Source organism: Roseovarius sp. MBR-154 (assembly GCF_053628595.1).
In genome coordinates, this window is record NZ_JBRJGR010000001.1 from 59,073 (window position 1) to 75,207 (window position 16,135).

General features: G+C 66.6%; 15 protein-coding genes. 11 read left to right on the forward strand and 4 right to left on the reverse strand.

Annotation, left to right across the window (positions count from 1 at the left end; translation table 11 throughout):
* Positions 1–29 precede the first annotated feature (29 nt).
* Genes hutU through hutI form a run of 4 tightly spaced genes read right to left on the reverse strand, consistent with a single transcriptional unit; the run spans position 30 to position 5,159 of the window.
* Positions 30–1,700, reverse strand: coding sequence for a urocanate hydratase (gene hutU / locus ACSSV4_RS00275; RefSeq protein WP_454272629.1), 1,671 nt, complete (start codon positions 1,698–1,700; stop codon positions 30–32).
* The gene (gene hutG, locus ACSSV4_RS00280) at positions 1,700–2,479 is read right to left on the reverse strand and encodes an N-formylglutamate deformylase (RefSeq protein ID WP_454272631.1); all 780 of its coding nucleotides are present in this window, start codon (positions 2,477–2,479) and stop codon (positions 1,700–1,702) included. The genes hutU and hutG overlap by 1 nt, the downstream gene beginning before the upstream one ends.
* Positions 2,476–4,002, reverse strand: coding sequence for a histidine ammonia-lyase (gene hutH / locus ACSSV4_RS00285; RefSeq protein ID WP_454272632.1), 1,527 nt, complete (start codon positions 4,000–4,002; stop codon positions 2,476–2,478). The genes hutG and hutH overlap by 4 nt, the downstream gene beginning before the upstream one ends.
* Positions 3,999–5,159, reverse strand: a complete 1,161-nt coding sequence (gene hutI / locus ACSSV4_RS00290; protein ID WP_454273371.1) for an imidazolonepropionase — start codon at positions 5,157–5,159, stop codon at positions 3,999–4,001. Before hutI ends, hutH begins: the two co-directional genes overlap by 4 nt.
* Positions 5,160–5,272: 113 nt before the next feature.
* Between hutI and ACSSV4_RS00295 the strand changes: the two genes are divergently transcribed.
* From ACSSV4_RS00295 to ACSSV4_RS00345, 11 genes are all read left to right on the forward strand, one after another.
* A complete protein-coding gene (locus ACSSV4_RS00295) occupies positions 5,273–6,643 on the forward strand; it encodes a formimidoylglutamate deiminase (RefSeq protein WP_454272633.1) in 1,371 nt (456 codons plus the stop codon).
* Entirely contained in the window at positions 6,640–7,341 is a 702-nt protein-coding gene (locus ACSSV4_RS00300) for a GntR family transcriptional regulator (RefSeq protein WP_454272635.1), read from the forward strand. The genes ACSSV4_RS00295 and ACSSV4_RS00300 overlap by 4 nt, the downstream gene beginning before the upstream one ends.
* 39 nt (positions 7,342–7,380) lie before the next feature.
* Positions 7,381–8,283: a LysR family transcriptional regulator gene (locus ACSSV4_RS00305; protein ID WP_454272637.1), complete on the forward strand. Its 903-nt coding sequence runs from the start codon at positions 7,381–7,383 to the stop codon at positions 8,281–8,283.
* Positions 8,284–8,367: 84 nt separating this feature from the next.
* Complete coding sequence (locus tag ACSSV4_RS00310) at positions 8,368–9,189, forward strand: putative hydro-lyase (RefSeq protein WP_454272638.1); 822 nt, start codon at positions 8,368–8,370, stop codon at positions 9,187–9,189.
* Positions 9,190–9,251: 62 nt separating this feature from the next.
* Entirely contained in the window at positions 9,252–10,289 is a 1,038-nt protein-coding gene (locus ACSSV4_RS00315; RefSeq protein ID WP_454272639.1) for a TRAP transporter substrate-binding protein, read from the forward strand.
* 2 nt (positions 10,290–10,291) lie between these two features.
* Entirely contained in the window at positions 10,292–10,858 is a 567-nt protein-coding gene (locus tag ACSSV4_RS00320) for a TRAP transporter small permease subunit (protein ID WP_454272641.1), read from the forward strand.
* Positions 10,855–12,138, forward strand: a complete 1,284-nt coding sequence (locus ACSSV4_RS00325; protein ID WP_454272642.1) for a TRAP transporter large permease — start codon at positions 10,855–10,857, stop codon at positions 12,136–12,138. Before ACSSV4_RS00320 ends, ACSSV4_RS00325 begins: the two co-directional genes overlap by 4 nt.
* Before the next feature lie 58 nt (positions 12,139–12,196).
* Positions 12,197–12,937: a 5-oxoprolinase subunit B family protein gene (locus tag ACSSV4_RS00330; RefSeq protein ID WP_454273372.1), complete on the forward strand. Its 741-nt coding sequence runs from the start codon at positions 12,197–12,199 to the stop codon at positions 12,935–12,937.
* On the forward strand, positions 12,934–13,953 hold the full coding sequence (locus tag ACSSV4_RS00335; RefSeq protein ID WP_454272644.1) for a 5-oxoprolinase subunit C family protein: 1,020 nt from the start codon (positions 12,934–12,936) through the stop codon (positions 13,951–13,953). Before ACSSV4_RS00330 ends, ACSSV4_RS00335 begins: the two co-directional genes overlap by 4 nt.
* Before the next feature lie 3 nt (positions 13,954–13,956).
* Complete coding sequence (locus tag ACSSV4_RS00340) at positions 13,957–14,727, forward strand: LamB/YcsF family protein (RefSeq protein WP_454272645.1); 771 nt, start codon at positions 13,957–13,959, stop codon at positions 14,725–14,727.
* Positions 14,728–14,904: 177 nt separating this feature from the next.
* Positions 14,905–16,047 (forward strand): phosphoserine transaminase, encoded by a 1,143-nt coding sequence (locus ACSSV4_RS00345; protein WP_454272647.1) that lies wholly within the window; start codon positions 14,905–14,907, stop codon positions 16,045–16,047.
* Positions 16,048–16,135 lie beyond the last annotated feature (88 nt).

The following is a 16,135-nucleotide window of genomic DNA, read 5'->3' on the forward strand; positions in this document are numbered from 1 at the left end:
GTACGCACGGCTGCAAGCACGCTGAGGCCTCACCCCAGAATACGCGGCAAGCGCAGCCCGTGCGCGCGGGCGCAATCGAGCGCCTCCTCATAGCCCGCATCCGCGTGCCGCCAGACCCCGCTTGCCGGGTCGTTCCACAGCACCCGCTCCAGCCGTTTGGCGGCCTCGGGCGTACCATCGGCGCAAATCACCACGCCCGCGTGCTGCGAGAACCCCATGCCAACGCCGCCGCCGTGATGCAGGCTGACCCATGTCGCCCCCGAGGCGGTATTGACCAAGGCATTGAGCAGCGGCCAGTCGCTCACCGCGTCGCTGCCATCCTTCATCGCCTCGGTCTCGCGGTTCGGGCTGGCGACCGAACCGCTGTCCAGATGGTCGCGCCCGATCACCACAGGCGCCTTCAACTCGCCACTCGCCACCATCTCGTTGAACGCCAGCCCCGCGCGATGCCGATCCCCGAGCCCGATCCAGCATATCCGCGCGGGCAGCCCCTGAAAGGCAATCCGTTCGCGCGCCATGTCGAGCCAGTTGTGCAGCTTGATGTTGTCGGGAAACAACTCCTTCATCTTGGCGTCGGTGCGGTAGATATCCTCCGGGTCGCCCGACAGCGCGCACCACCGGAACGGACCGATCCCCCGGCAGAACAGCGGCCGGATATAGGCGGGCACGAAGCCGGGAAAGGCAAAGGCATTTTCCAGCCCCTCATCCAGCGCCACCTGCCTGATATTGTTGCCGTAATCGAGCGTCGGCACGCCCGCGTTCCAGAAATCCACCATCGCCGCGACATGGGTTTTCATGCTCGCCCGCGCCGCGCGCTCCACCGCCTTGGGATCGCTCTCGCGCTTCTCGCGCCACTCCGCCATGCTCCAGCCCTGCGGCAGGTAGCCGTTCACCGGGTCATGCGCGCTGGTCTGATCGGTAACCATGTCGGGTCGGATGCCGCGCCGGTAAATCTCGGGAAAGATATCGGCGGCATTGCCCAGAAGGCCCACCGACTTCGCCTCGCCCGCCGCCGTCCAGCGCTCGATCATGGCAAGCGCTTCATCAAGGCTCTCGGCGCGTTCGTCCACATACCGCGTGCGCAGGCGGAAATCTATGCTGTCGGGGTTGCACTCTACCGCCAGACAGCACGCCCCGGCCATCACCGCCGCCAGCGGCTGCGCGCCGCCCATCCCGCCAAGGCCCCCGGTCAGTATCCACTTGCCGGTCAGGTCGCCACCGTAATGCTGCCGCCCGGCCTCGGCAAAGGTTTCGTAGGTGCCCTGCACGATGCCTTGTGAGCCGATATAGATCCACGACCCGGCGGTCATCTGGCCATACATCATCAGCCCCTTGCGATCCAACTCGCTGAAATGGTCCCAGGTGGCCCAATGCGGCACGAGGTTCGAGTTGGCGATCAGCACGCGGGGCGCATCGCTATGCGTCTTCACGATGGCAATCGGCTTGCCCGACTGCACCACCAGCGTCTCGTCGGCCTCCAGGTCCTTCAGGCTCTCGACGATGCAATCGAAATCCGCCCAGGTCCGCGCCGCCCGCCCGATGCCGCCATAGACAACCAGCTCATGCGGGTTCTCGGCCACGTCCGGATGCAGGTTGTTCATCAGCATCCGCAGCGGTGCCTCGGTCTGCCAGCTCTTGGCGTTCAACTCCGGGCCGGTGGAGGGATAAACGTCGCGGGTGTTCTTGCGGGGATCGGTCATCACGGTCTCCATGCGGACAGGGTTTCAAGGATCGGGCGCAGCAGGGCGCGCAGATGCTCCGCGCGGGCAGTGTCATAGGTCCAGGGCGGGGCCTCGGCGGCGAGATAGGTGGCCTGCGAAAGCTCCATCTGGATCGCGTGCAGCCCTTCATCGCGGCGGCCATAATGGCGCGTCGTCCAGCCGCCCTTGAAGCGGCCATTGGTGACGGTGGAATATCCGCTCGCCGCACAGACATCCTCCACCGCCGCCGCGATCCCCGGCGCGCAGGTCGCACCACCATTGGTGCCGATGTTCAGATCAGGCAAAACGCCGTCGAAGAGGAATGGGATACGCGAGCGTATGGAATGGCAATCATACAGGATCGCAAACCCGTGCCGCGCCCGTACCCGCTCCAGTTCCTCTGCCAGCGCCGCATGATAGGGCGCGTGATACGCGACACGCCGCGCCTCCACCTCTGCTGCGTCCGGCGCTTCCCCGTCGCGCCAGATCGGCACGCCGTCGAAATCTGTCAACGGAATCAAACCCGTGGTGTTCTGCCCCGGATAAAGGCTCTCGCCATCAGGCGCGCGGTTCACGTCGATCACGTAACGATGCACCGGCGTGCGCACCGTGGTCACATCGCTGACCAGCCCGTCATACAGCCGCTCGAGATGCCAATCGGTATCGGCCAGCGCGCGCCCCGTCGCGTTCAGCCGCGCCATGACCTCCGGCGGCACATACGTTCCCGTATGCGGCAGGCCCAGCACCAGCGGCCCGCCTCCCTGCACCACCTCGATCATAACGCCAGCTCCAGCCCCGCCGCGCGCACCAGCGCACCGTCGCGCATCAGCGCGGCGGCGGCCTCCAGATCGGGCGCCATATAGCGATCCGCCCCGAGGCTCGGCACCACCTCCCGCAGACGCGCCACAGCATCGCGCAACGGCCCCGATGTCTCCAGCGGCGCGCGCGCCTCGATGCCCTGCGCGGCACAGATCGCCTCGACCCCGAGGATCACCGACAGGTTCCGTGTCATCCGCCGCAGGCGATAGGCCGCATGCGCCGCCATGCTCACGTGATCCTCCTGATTGGCCGAGGTGGGCGTGCTGTCGATGGTGCAGGGATGCGCCATGTGCTTGTTTTCGCTCATCAACGCCGCCGTCGTCACCTCGGCGATCATCAGCCCCGAATTCAGCCCCGGATCGGGCGTCAGAAAGGGGGGCAGGTCAAACGACAGCGTCGGATCGACCATCAGCGCCACCCGCCGCTGCGCAATCGCCCCAACCTCGGAAATCGCCATCGCCAGCGTATCGGCGGCAAAGCCCACCGGCTCGGCATGGAAATTCCCGCCCGACAGGATCGCGCCATCCTCGACCAGCACCAGCGGATTGTCCGTCACCGCGTTCGCCTCCACCTCCAGCGTGCGCGCCGCCCAGCGGATGAGGTCGAGCGCCGCGCCCGTCACCTGCGGCTGACAACGGATGCAATACGGGTCCTGAACGCGGGCATCGCCCTCGCGGTGGCTCTCGCGGATCGCGCTGCCCTCCATCAGCGCGACCATCGCGGCGGCCACGTCAATCTGCCCCTGATGCCCGCGCAGGTCGTGGATCATCGGATGCAAGGGCGCGGTCGAGCCCATGATCGCGTCGGTCGAGAGCGCCGATGTCACCACCGCGCCGCGCACCAGCGTCATGGTCTCGAACAGGCCACCCAGCGCACAGGCGGTGGAAAATTGCGTGCCGTTGATCAGCGCCAGCCCCTCCTTGGGGCCGAGCACGACGGGCGTGAGCCCCGCGCGCGCCAGCGCCTCGCCGCCTGCCCGGGTCTCGCCCTGATACACGGCCTCGCCCTCGCCGATCATCACCGCCGCCATATGCGCCAAGGGGGCCAGATCACCCGACGCCCCCACCGATCCCTGTGCCGGAATGACCGGCACCACACCGGCGGCCAGCATGTCCTCGATCAGCGCGCAGATCTCCCACCGCACGCCCGACGCGCCGCGCCCGAGGCTCAGCAGCTTCAGCGCCATCATCAGCCGCGTGGAGGTCGCATCCAGCGCCTCGCCCACGCCGCAGCAATGCGACAGGATCAGGTTGCGCTGCAATTGCGCGGTATCCTTTCCCGCGATCTTGACCGAGGCCAGCTTGCCAAAGCCCGTGTTGACGCCGTAAACCGCCGCCTCACCATCCGCGGCCCGTTCGACAAGCGCCGCCGCCTGCTCGATCCCGTCCCGCGCAGACGGGTCGAGCCGCGCGGCCGCCCCCTCCCGCCACAGCGTTTCCAGTTGCGCCAGCGACGTGGCCCCGGGGATGAGCGTTTCAGTCACGAGTGTCCTCCGAAAATGCGGGAATGAAGCGGGTTGGTGCCGATCCGGTAGGAGAGTTCCGCCGGCGTCTCGACATTCCACACCGCCAGGTCGGCGCGCAGCCCGGCGCGGATCTCGCCCCGGTCCGTCAGCCCGAGTGCGCGCGCGGCGTGGCGCGTCGTGCCCGCCAGCGCCTCCTCCGGCGTCAGGCGAAACAGCGTGCAGCCCATGTTCATCGCCAGCAGGAGCGAGCCGAGCGGCGACGATCCGGGGTTGAGATCGGTGGCCACCGCCATCGCCACGCCCGCGTCGCGAAACGCCTGCACCGGGGGGGCTTGCGTCTCGCGCAGGGTATAGAACGCACCCGGCAAGAGCACGGCGACGCTGCCCGCTTGCGCCAGTGCGCGGGCGTCCTCCTCCGTCGCGTATTCCACATGATCCGCCGAGAGCGCGCCATATCGCGCCGCGAGCGCCGTGCCACCCAGATGGCTCAACTGTTCGGCATGCAGCTTCACCGGCAGGCCCAGCGCCCGCGCCTGCTCGAACACCCGCGCGATCTGCGCAGTATCAAAGGCGATCCCCTCGCAAAACCCGTCCACCGCATCGACCAGCCCCTCGGCATGCGCCGCCTCCAGCGCGGGCAGGCAAATATCGTCGATATAGCGGTCGGCATCCTCTCCGGCGGGCACCGCATGCGCCCCCAGAAAGCCTGTGACCACGCTCACTGGCCGCATCTCGCCGATCCGCCGCGCCGCCCGCAGCATTCGCAGTTCCGTTTCAAGATCAAGTCCATAGCCCGATTTGATCTCGATGCACCCCACCCCCTCGGCGATCAGCGCATCGACCCGGGGCAGCGCATCCGCAAGCAACGTCTCCTCATCTGCCGCCCGGGTTGCACTCACCGTGGCGACGATCCCGCCCCCGGCGCGCGCGATCTCCTCGTAGCTCGCCCCCTCCAGCCGCATTTCGAATTCGCGGGCGCGGTGGCCGCCATGCACGATATGGGTGTGGCAGTCGATCAGCGCGGGCGTGACCAGCCGTCCGTCCAGCGACCGCACGGGCGCATCGCGGAACGCCTCCGGCACCTCGTCCGCAGGCCCGACCCAGCGGATCTCCGCCCCTTCCAGGCAGATCGCGGCCCCCTCGATCAGCCCATAGGCCACCGTGCCAGGGGTCATCGTCGCAGCAGTCAGATCGGTCAGAAGCAGGCGGTCGGGCATCGTGCTGTCCTTGATTTCATTCAAGCTTAATATTAATATGTATGTACATAATATGTCAACGGAGTCGCGTCATGCAAATCATCACCGCCAGTCAGGCACTTACCCCCCAAGGCTGGGCGCGCGATGTGCAGATCACCCTCGATGCGCAGGGCCGGATCGAATCGCTCGGGCCGATGACCGCCCGTGCGCCCACCCATCTCGACGTGGTGATCCCGGCCCCGGTAAACCTGCACAGCCACAGCTTTCAGCGCGCCATGGCCGGACTGACCGAGGCGCGGGGGCCGGACCCGGCGGACAGTTTCTGGACATGGCGGCGGCAGATGTACCGCTTTCTCGACCGGCTTGATCCCGATCAGATCGAGGCCATCGCGGCGATGGTCTTCATAGAGATGCTGGAGGCCGGATATGGCGCGGTGGCGGAGTTTCACTACCTGCATCACGCCGCAGAGGGGCAGGGCTATGACGATATCGCCGAACTCAGCGCGCGCATCGTGGCCGCCGCGCAGCAGGCGGGCATCGGCCTCACGCTCTTGCCGGTGCTCTATCAATGGGGCGGCTGCGATGCGCGGCCCCTTGCAGGCGGGCAATTACGCTTCGGCAACGACCCGGAGCGATTCGCGCGCCTGCATGCCGGGGCCGCGCGGGTGCTGGCCGAGCACGGCCACGCCGACGACCGCATCGGAACAGCGCCGCATTCGCTGCGCGCGGTGGAGGCGGCGGGGCTGGAGGCGGCGCTCGCGCTCTGCCCCGATGGCCCCGTCCACATGCATCTGGCCGAGCAACAGGCCGAGGTCTCGGAGGTCGAGGCGCATCTTGGCGCGCGGCCGGTGGCGTGGCTGCTTGACACCCACGCGGTCGATTCGCGCTGGTGCCTGATCCATTGCACGCAGATGACCGGGGCCGAGACCCGCGCGCTTGCCGCCACCGGTGCCGTGGCTGGTCTCTGCCCGATCACCGAATCGAGCCTGGGTGACGGGATCTTCAACGGCGCAGCCTATCTTGGGGCAGAGGGCCGCATCGGGGTGGGGTCGGATTCCAACATCCACATCGCGTATTTCGACGAACTCAGGACGCTGGAATATTCGCAACGCCTGCGTGACCGTGCCCGCGCGGTGCTGGCGACGCAGGCGCGCTCCACCGGGCGTCGCCTGATCGACACGACGCTCGCCGGGGGCGCGCAGGCGGCGGGGCGGAAATGCGGCGCGCTCGCGCACGGATATCTCGCCGATCTGGTGGGGATTTCCACAGACAACGAGTGGCTCTGCGACCGTGCGGGTGACGTGGCGCTCGATATGCTGATCTTCGGCGGTCACGGCGCGCAATGCATCACCGATGTCTGGAGCGCGGGCCGCCATGTGGTGCAGCATGGTCGCCATCGCGACCGCGACGCGATATGCAGGCGGTTCAGGGCCACCATGGCGCAATTGCAGGACGAGACATGACGATAGCGGAGCGGCTGACCTGGCGGGATGTCTACGACACCATACAGGGGCGTATCCTCGACGCGACCTACCGCCCCGGCACCCGCCTGCCACGCGACGAGGATATCGCGCTCGATCTCGGCTGCGCCCGCGCCACGGTGCAACGCGCCATGCGCGCGCTGGCCGACGAAGGATTGATCGAGCGCAAGCGCAAGGGCGGCACGCATGTGCTGCGCCTGCCCGCCACCCGCGCGACCTTTCACATCCCCGTCGCCCGGCTGGAGGTCGAGGCAACCGGCGCGCGCTACGGCTATCAACTCGTCTCTCGCGAAGAGGCCGACGCGCCGCGCGCCGTTGCCGCCGCGCTCGAGATGCGCGCCCCCGCCCGCATGCTGCATGTCCGCGCCCTGCATCTGGCCAATCAGCGGCCCTATCTTTTCGAGGATCGCTGGATCTGCCTCGACACTGTGCCCGAGATCCTCGATGTCGATCTCAGCCGCGAGAACGCCAATGAATGGCTGTTGCAGCACCGCCCCTACAGCCGCTGCGACCTGCGGTTTTTCGCGATGAAGGCCGCTGCCGATGACGCCGCTCTTCTGGGGGCCGAGGAAGGTGACGCGCTCTTTGGCATCGCCCGCAGCACCTGGAACGGCAGCGATCCGATCACCACCGTCACGGCCCTCGCCCCGCCGGGCTACGAGATGCACAGCCGCGCGTGAGGCGATGGCCCTGCGCATGGTGTTGCGCTAGGCTCGGGTATGGCTCAACTCAACCTTGCCCATCTGCGCACCTTTCTCGCGGTCGTCCGCACCGGCGGCGTGCGCAAGGCCGCCGTGAGCCTGAACCTCACCCAACCCGCCGTCACTGCCCGCATCCGTAACCTCGAAGACACGCTGCAAGGCACGCTCTTTGACCGGGACGCGGGCGGCATGACCCTGACCAAGCGCGGCGAGCGGCTGCTGCTTTACGCCGAGAAATTCGAGCGGTTGCAGGAGATGATCGAGAAGGACGTGATCGACCCAAAGGGGCTGGAGCGGCATCTGCGCATCGGCGTCTCGGAGACCATCGCGCAATGCTGGCTGCCCGATCTCATCGCCCGGCTGCACCGCAACTTTCCCAAGCTGCAGATCGAGTTCAACGTCGATATCTCGCTCGACCTGCGCGAGCGTCTGCTGGGGCGCGAGATCGACCTTGCGATCCTGCTCGGGCCGATCTCGGAATATACGGTCGACAATATCGACCTGCCGGGGTTCGATCTGGCGTGGTATGTCGCTGGCGAGGCACCCGTCGAGAATGACCCGGCGGCCTATCTCAGCCGCCCGGTGCTGACCTATGCCCGCAACACCCGGCCTTACCGCGACCTGCGCGAGTTGCTGTTCGAGCATGTGGGCCCGGATGTGTCGATCTTTCCCTCCTCGTCGCTCTCGGCCTGTTTCCGGCTGGTCGAGGCCGATCTGGGCATCGCCGCCCTGCCGCGCGCCTTGGGGGCGGAATACGTGGCGGCGGGGCGCATCCGGCAGTTCGATCCCGGCTGGGTGCCGCCGCCGCTGCGCTTTACCGCGTCATGGGTGGCCGAGCCGCGCAGTCACGTGGTCGAATTCGCGGCCCGCGCGGCGCGGGACGTGGCGCAGGAGTATCGCGCCCATCTGGGCGATAAATAATTTCGATATCAAGCGACAAATTTATTCGATTTGATTTTATAGTGCGTCCCGGTCACGCTGGGGCATGCAATCAAGGGGCTGCCCGTGACCACCGATTTCGACCGCCTGAGAGATGCCGACCTGCCCAGCCTGCGCGCCGAGATTCGCGCCGGGCGCTATGCGGGCCATACCGCCGGGCTGGGGTCCGGGTATCTTCAGGCCAATATCGTGATCCTCCCCGAGGCGCTGGCGCTCGACTTCATGCGGTTTTGCCAGCGCAATCCGAAACCTTGCCCGCTGGTGGGCGTCTCGGATACCGGCAATCCGATGATGCACACGCTTGGCCGCGACATCGACATTCGCAGCGATGTGCCCGCCTATAACATCTACCGCCACGGGCGGCTTGAGGGCTCTGCCCCCGATATCCGCGATCTGTGGACGGGTGACATGGTGGCCTTCGCGCTTGGCTGTTCGTTCACCTTCGAGCATGCGCTGATGCTGACGGGCATCTCGCTCTGGCATGTCGAGAACGACACCACCGTGCCGATGTTCCGCACCAATATCGACTGCGCGCCCGCCGGTCCGTTCCGCGCGCGGATGGTCGTCAGCATGCGGGCCATAGACCCGGCACGCCTGAGCGAGGCCGAACAGATTTCCCGCCGCTACCCGCTCGCACATGGCGCACCGATCCATCACGGCGCACCCGAGGAGATCGGGATCACCGACATCACCCGCCCCGACTGGGGCGATCCGATGCCGCTGGCCGAGGGGCAGGTGCCCGTTTTCTGGGCGTGCGGGGTGACGCCACAAGTGGCGATCGAGGCCGCCGCGCCGCCGCTCTGTATCACCCACAAGCCCGGTCATATGCTGATCACGGATGTTCCCGAAGAGGCCGAAGTGCCCGTGCTGGCCCCGCAGGCCGCGTAACCTCAAGCCACCGACGCAATACCGACGGAATACCGACACGAAACCGACAAGGAGAAAGACCCATGAAATTCACCGCAATTCTTGCCGCCTCCACCATCCTCGCCGCACCGCTCGCGGCGCAGGACCTCTCGGTGGTGGGCAGCTGGTCAAGCCTGCCCCTGCACAAGCAATACGAGGCCCCGTTCTGGACCGAGACCCTGCCCGCCGCCTCGGATGGCAAGATCAACGTCTCGCTGACCACGCATAACCAAATGAATCTCGGGGTGGGTGACGTCTACCGCCTGCTCGGCGACGGGGTCTATGATGTGGCGATGACCGTGGCCGATTACGCCGTGGCCGACGCGCCCGAACTCGAAGGACTCGACGTGCCTCTGGTGGCGCTCACCGCCGACGAGGCCCGCGCGATGGTCGATGCCGCGCGTCCGATGGTCGAGGATATCTTCAACGACCGGTTCAACAGCCATGTTCTGGCCATCGCGCCCTATCCGCCGCAGGTGGTATTTTGCAACGCGCCGGTCACGGAACTCTCTGATCTTGAAGGACTAAAGGTGCGCGCCTCTGGCCGCATGACCGCGCAGTTCCTGGAGGCTTTGGGCGCCGAGGGCATCAATGTCAGCTTCGGCGAGGTGCCGGGCGCGCTGCAGAACGGCGTGGTGGATTGCGCCGTGACCGGGGCCGGTTCCGGCTATTCGGCGGGCTGGTGGGAGGTCTCCACCCACCTTCTGCCCATCCCGCTCGGCGGTTGGGACAGCGTGGTGACGGCTATGAACCTCGACCGCTGGAACAGCCTCGACGAGAGCACGCAATCGCTCATTGAGACACAGATCAAGACCGAGTTCGAAGACCCCGCCTGGGCCACCGCACAGGACGCTCTGGTCAATGATATCGCCTGCCTCACCGGCAATGGCGACTGCCCCGCAGGCGAGGCGCGCGACATGACGCTGGTCGAGGTGTCAGACGCCGATTTCGAGCGCGCCCGCGAGGTTCTGGTCAATACCGTGCTGCCCGACTGGGCCGAGCGCGCGGGCGACGACTGGGCCAAGCGCTGGAACGAAACCGTAGGCGCCACCGTCGGCGTCACCATCGACGGGGTGAACTGAGCATGACGACAGGGGCCTCGACTGCCGTGGCGCTGCTCGACGCGCTGCGCAGGATCAACAGGGGGGTGGCGATTGCCGTTGGCCTTTTCCTGCTGGCCTGTGCCGCCTTCGTGCTCAGCGATATCCTGCTGCGGCAGGTCGAGGCATCGTTCGGCGGCACCGATGAAATCAGCGGCTATGTCATGGCCATCGCCACATCCTGGGGCATGGGTTATGCGCTGATGGAACTGGGCCATGTGCGCATCGACCTCATCCGCTCGCGCGGCGGTGCGGTGACGCGGGCGCTTTTCGATCTTTTCGCGCTCGCCACGCTGGCGGGCACGGTCACGTTGGTCGCGTGGTGGTCCTGGCCGGTGGTGGAACGCTCCCTGAACAATGCGTCGCGGGCGAACACGCCGCTGGAAACGCCGCTGGCACTGGTGCAGATTCCATGGTTCGCGGGCTGGGTGTGGTTTGCACTGGTATCGTGGCTGACGCTGACGGCGGCGGCGCTGCTGGTGCTGCGGCGCGACTATGACCGGGCCGATCAGGCCATCGGCGCGCTTGGCGAAGCGGAGGCCACGGAATGATCGCCTATGCAACCTTTGGCCTGCTGTTTCTGCTGGGCCTGTCGATCCCCGTGGGCATCGTGCTCTTTCTTCTGGGCTTCGGGCTCGACCTCTTTTTCAGTCCCTTTCCCCTGATCCGGGGGCTTGGAAACCTTGTGTGGTCCACCTCCAACAATCCCACGCTCATCGCGATTCCGTTCTTCGTGCTTCTGGGAGAAATCCTTGTGCGCTCCGGCATCGCCACGCGCACCTATGCCGCGCTTGATCACTGGGTCAGCTGGCTGCCCGGCGGCCTTGTTCATGCCAATGTCGCCACCGCGACGATGTTCTCGGCCACCTCGGGAAGTTCCGTGGCCACCGCCGCGACCGTCGCCACCGTCGCCATGCCGCAGGCGGAAAAGCTGGGCTACGACCCCAAATTGTTCTCGGGCGCGATCGCGGCGGGCGGCACGCTCGGCATCATGATCCCGCCCTCGATCAACCTGATCGTCTACGGCTTTCTCACCCAAAGCTCGATCCCCAAGCTGTTTCTCGCGGGCCTCGTGCCGGGCATCGGCCTTGCGCTCGCCTTCATGGTTGTCACCGTGATCATCTGCATGATCCGCCCCGATCTGGGCGGCGAGCGGCGGGTGTTTCCGCTGGTGCAAATGCTGCGCGCGCTTTTGCAACTGATCCCGATCATCCTGCTCTTCACCGTCATCATCGGCTCGATCTACAAGGGCTGGGCGACCCCGACCGAGGCCGCCTCGGTGGGCGTCTTCGGGGCGTTTGTCATCGCCGCGCTCTTTGGCACCGTGAATTTCGATGTGCTGCGCCAGAGCCTGCTTGGCACCGTCAAGATCACCGCGATGATCATGCTGGTGGTGATCGGCGCGTCGTTCCTCAACTTCACGCTGGCCTCTGCCGGGCTGGGCCGTGAACTCGAAACCCTCTTGGGTGGTCTCGGCCTGTCGCCGCTTGGCACGATCATGGTCGTGGTCGGCATCTATATCGTGCTGGGCTTCTTCATCGAGACGCTGTCGCTGATGGTGGTCACAATTCCCATCGTGGTGCCGCTGGTGGTGGCGCAGGGCTATGACCCGATCTGGTTCGGCATCCTGATGATCGTGCTGATCGAGATGGCGCTGATCACGCCCCCAGTGGGCCTCAACCTCTATGTGGTTCAGGGCGCGCGGCAGGGCGGGCGGATGTCCGAGGTGATGCTCGGGGCGGCACCCTATGCGGCGACCATGCTGGTCATGGCCGGTCTGCTCATCGCCTTTCCGCAGATTGCCCTTTTCCTGCCGCAAGCTGTCCAATAGACCTTGAGGCGTGCACGAGAGCCGAGGACACCGCCCCGTGAGCGAGACGGATCAAGACATGTGCGCCGATGCACCCTATCCCCGGATCGGGCGGGTGGGGTTCGATGGTCTGCTCGTCTCCTTCGGTGAGACGTTGAGCGAGCCAGCCAACCGCGCAGCCCTCGCCTTTCGCGCGGCGGTGGAGCAGGCCACGCCCAAAGGCGTCGAAGAAAGCACCACCTCTCTGGTCTCGACCTTCCTGCGCTTCGATGCGCTGCGAGTGGACACAGAGGATCTGCGCGGTGATCTCCAGACGCTGCTCGACAGCCGCGACTGGTATGCCGCCGATCTTCCCGAGGGGCGCAGGTTCTGGCGCATTCCCACCGTCTACGGCACCGATTTGGCTCCGCAACTGGCCGAGGCGGCAGAAGCGGCAGGGCTGACAGAGCAGGCTGCGGCGCAGGAAATCGCCAGCAGCCGCGTGCGCGTGCAGACCATCGGATTCGCCCCCGGCCAGCCCTATCTGGGCGAATTGCCGGAGGCGTGGGACATCCCCCGTCAGACCGCGCTCACCGACCGGGTGCCGATTGGCGCGCTGACCGTGGCGATCCGGCAGTTGGTGCTCTTTTCGGTCACCACGCCCACCGGCTGGCGGCATATCGGGCAGACCGCCTTTCGCCTGTTTCGGCCAGATTCGGACACGCCCTTTGTCCTACGCCCGGGCGATGAGGTGATCTTTGAGGCGACCGACCGCGAGACATATGACCGCCTGTGCGAGGATGGCCCCGATGGCGGCGCGCGGTCCGAGGTGATCCGATGACCCGCCGCCTGATCGTGCATGACGCGGGGCCCGGTATCAGCGTGCAGGACCTTGGCCGGCCCGGATACCTCGCCTTTGGCCTCTCGCGTGGCGGCGCAGCGGACCGGCTCGCCATGGCCGAGGGCGCGGCGCTCTTGCATCAGCCCGAGGGGCTGGCGGCGCTGGAAATGGCGGGCATGGGCGGCAGTTTCGAGGTCAGCCACGATACCCGCATCGCCCTGACCGGCGTGCCGATGCGGGCAAGCGTGGATGGCGCGCCGCTGGCCTGGAACGCCTCGCATCTGTTGCATGCGGGTAGCCGCCTCAGCATCGGGGCGGCGACGCGCGGCGTCTATGGCTACCTGCATCTGGGCGGCGGCATCGCCACGCCCGAGCGTCTCGGCGCGCGCTCGGCGCATCTTGCGGCGGGGCTTGGCGCGCTGATCGCGGCGGGCGACGATCTGCCTTTGGGTGAGGATCGGACCGGGGGCGAGACCGGACTTGTCCTGCCCACGGATGACCGGTTCGATGGGGGCACGGTGCGGGTCGTGCCGGGCTTTCAGACCGGGTTTTTCCCAGATGAGGAGATTACCCGCTTTGAGGCCACGCAGTTCACCCGCGCCGCGCGCGGCAACCGGATGGGCGTGCGCTTCGATCCCGACGGTGAAGGCTTTGCCAGTGTGGCCGGGCTGTCGGTCCTGTCCGAGGTGATCGTGCCGGGCGATATCCAGATCACCGGCGACGGCGCGCCATTCGTGCTGATGGCTGAATGCCAGACCACGGGTGGCTATCCGCGCATCGGGTCGGTCCTGCCCTGCGACCTGCCGCGCGTGGCGCAGGCGCAACCGGGCGCGCAGTTGCGGTTTCGTTTTGTCACGCCCGAGGAGGGTCTCGCGGCCGAACGCGCCGCCGAGACCACCCGCAAGGGGTTGCGGTCAAAACTCGACCATCTTGTGCGCGACCCCAATGACATCCGCGATCTGCTGTCCTATCAACTCATCAGCGGTGTCACCGCAGGCCAAGACGAGGAGACCTGACCCATGCAAGCAAGCGTCGATCTGAATGCAGACATGAGCGAGAGCTTTGGTCCCTGGACCATGGGCGACGATGCCGCCCTGCTGGAGGTGGTCAGTTCCGCCAATATCGCCTGCGGCTTTCACGCGGGCGATCCGGACGTGATGGCACGGACCATGGCGGGCGCCGTTGCGCGTGACGTGGGCATCGGCGCGCATCCCGGCTTTGCTGACCTGCAAGGCTTTGGTCGCCGCCGCATCGACCTGGCGCATGAGACGCTCGGCAATCTCGTGCGCTATCAGTTGGGGGCAGCACAGGCGATGGCGCGGGCGGCGGGGGGCGCGGTGCGCCACCTGAAACTGCACGGCGCGCTCGCCAACATGGCCTCCGAGGACGCGGAACTTGCCCGCGCCGCCTATGCCGCAGCACTTTCGGTCGATCCCGAGATCATCGTGATGGTGCTTGCCGGCACTGCGCAGGAGGTTGCCGCCCGCGATCTCGGCGCGCGCATGGCCTGCGAGATCTTTGCCGACCGCGCCTATAACGACGATTGCACGCTGGTCGACCGGCGCAAGCCGGGCGCGGTGATTCATGATCCGGCCTGCGCCGCCGCCCGTATCCTCGAGATGATTCGCGCGGGCGCGATCATCGCCGAAAGCGGTAAGCATATCGCCACCCGGATCGACACGATCTGCCTGCATGGCGACACGCCCGAGGCGGTCGACATCGCGCGCGGGCTGCGCGCGGAGCTTGAAGCGGCGGATGTGTCGGTGGCCCGGTTCCCGGGCCTGCGCTGATCCCATCAGATGCGGCGCGTTCCGATGAGAAACGCGGGCGATGTCACTGCGCCGAAAACGACCGTCTTTTTCGCTCCTGCGTCATTTCTGCACTTGCGAAACGCTCCGCGCAGCCGTAATCCCGCAGGTGGGACACCCCTCCCCAACGAGGGGCGCTTATCTGGAAGGATAGCAGCAATGGCTATTGAACAACCGGCGACGCGGCCGGCCAATCCGCGTTTTTCCTCTGGCCCCTGCGCCAAACCCCCCGTTTTCGAATTGAACAAGCTGTCGGATGCGCCCTTGGGCCGCAGCCATCGCGCCGCTGTCGGCAAGGCCAAGCTCAAGGCCGCCATCGAGGGCACCCGCGACATTCTCGTCATCCCCGACGACTACCGCATCGGCATCGTGCCCGCCTCGGATACCGGGGCCGTGGAAATGGCGATGTGGAACCTGCTGGGCGAGCGTAAGGTCGAGATGCTGGCCTGGGAAAGCTTTGGCGCGGGCTGGGTCACCGACGCGGTCAAGCAGTTGAAACTCGAGGCCGAGGTCAAGACCGCCGATTATGGCGAGATCGTCGATCTCGACGCGGTCGATACCGACAATGACGTGGTGTTCACATGGAACGGCACCACCTCGGGCGTGCGCGTGCCCAATGGCGACTGGATCAAGGCGGACCGCGCAGGTCTGACGATCTGCGACGCCACGTCCGCCGCCTTTGCGCAGGCCCTGCCCTGGGACAAGCTGGATGTCACCACCTTCTCTTGGCAGAAGGTGCTGGGCGGCGAGGCCGCGCATGGCATGATCATCCTCAGCCCCCGCGCGGTGGAGCGGCTGGAAAGCTACACGCCGCCCTGGCCGCTGCCCAAGATCTTCCGCCTGACCAAGGGCGGCAAGCTGATCGAGGGCGTCTTTGTCGGCGAGACGATCAATACGCCGTCGATGCTGGCGGTCGAGGATTACCTGCTGGCGCTCGACTGGGCGCGCTCGGTGGGTGGGCTCGACGGGTTGCGCGAGCGGGCCTATGCCAACCTCGCCGCCGTGCAGGCGTTTGTCGCCGGGCACCCCTGGCTGGCCTTTCTCGCGCATGAACCGGCGATCCGCTCCAACACCTCGGTGTGCCTCAAATTCACCGATGAGCGCATCACGGACGGCGCGGGTTTTGCCAAGGCGGTGGCCAAGCGGCTCGAGGCCGAGGGCGTGGCCTATGACATAGGCGCCTATCGCGACGCGCCCCCGGGGCTGCGCATCTGGTGTGGTGGCACGGTCGAGACCGCCGATGTGGCGGCGCTGATGCCGTGGGTCGAATGGGCTTTTGAAGCCGAAATCGCGACCGCCTGAGGTGGGGTAAAGCCCCACCCTACGCATCCGCTGTAGGGTGGGGTTCCAACCCAACATGCCCGATTTTCAAACATAAAGGACCAGACAG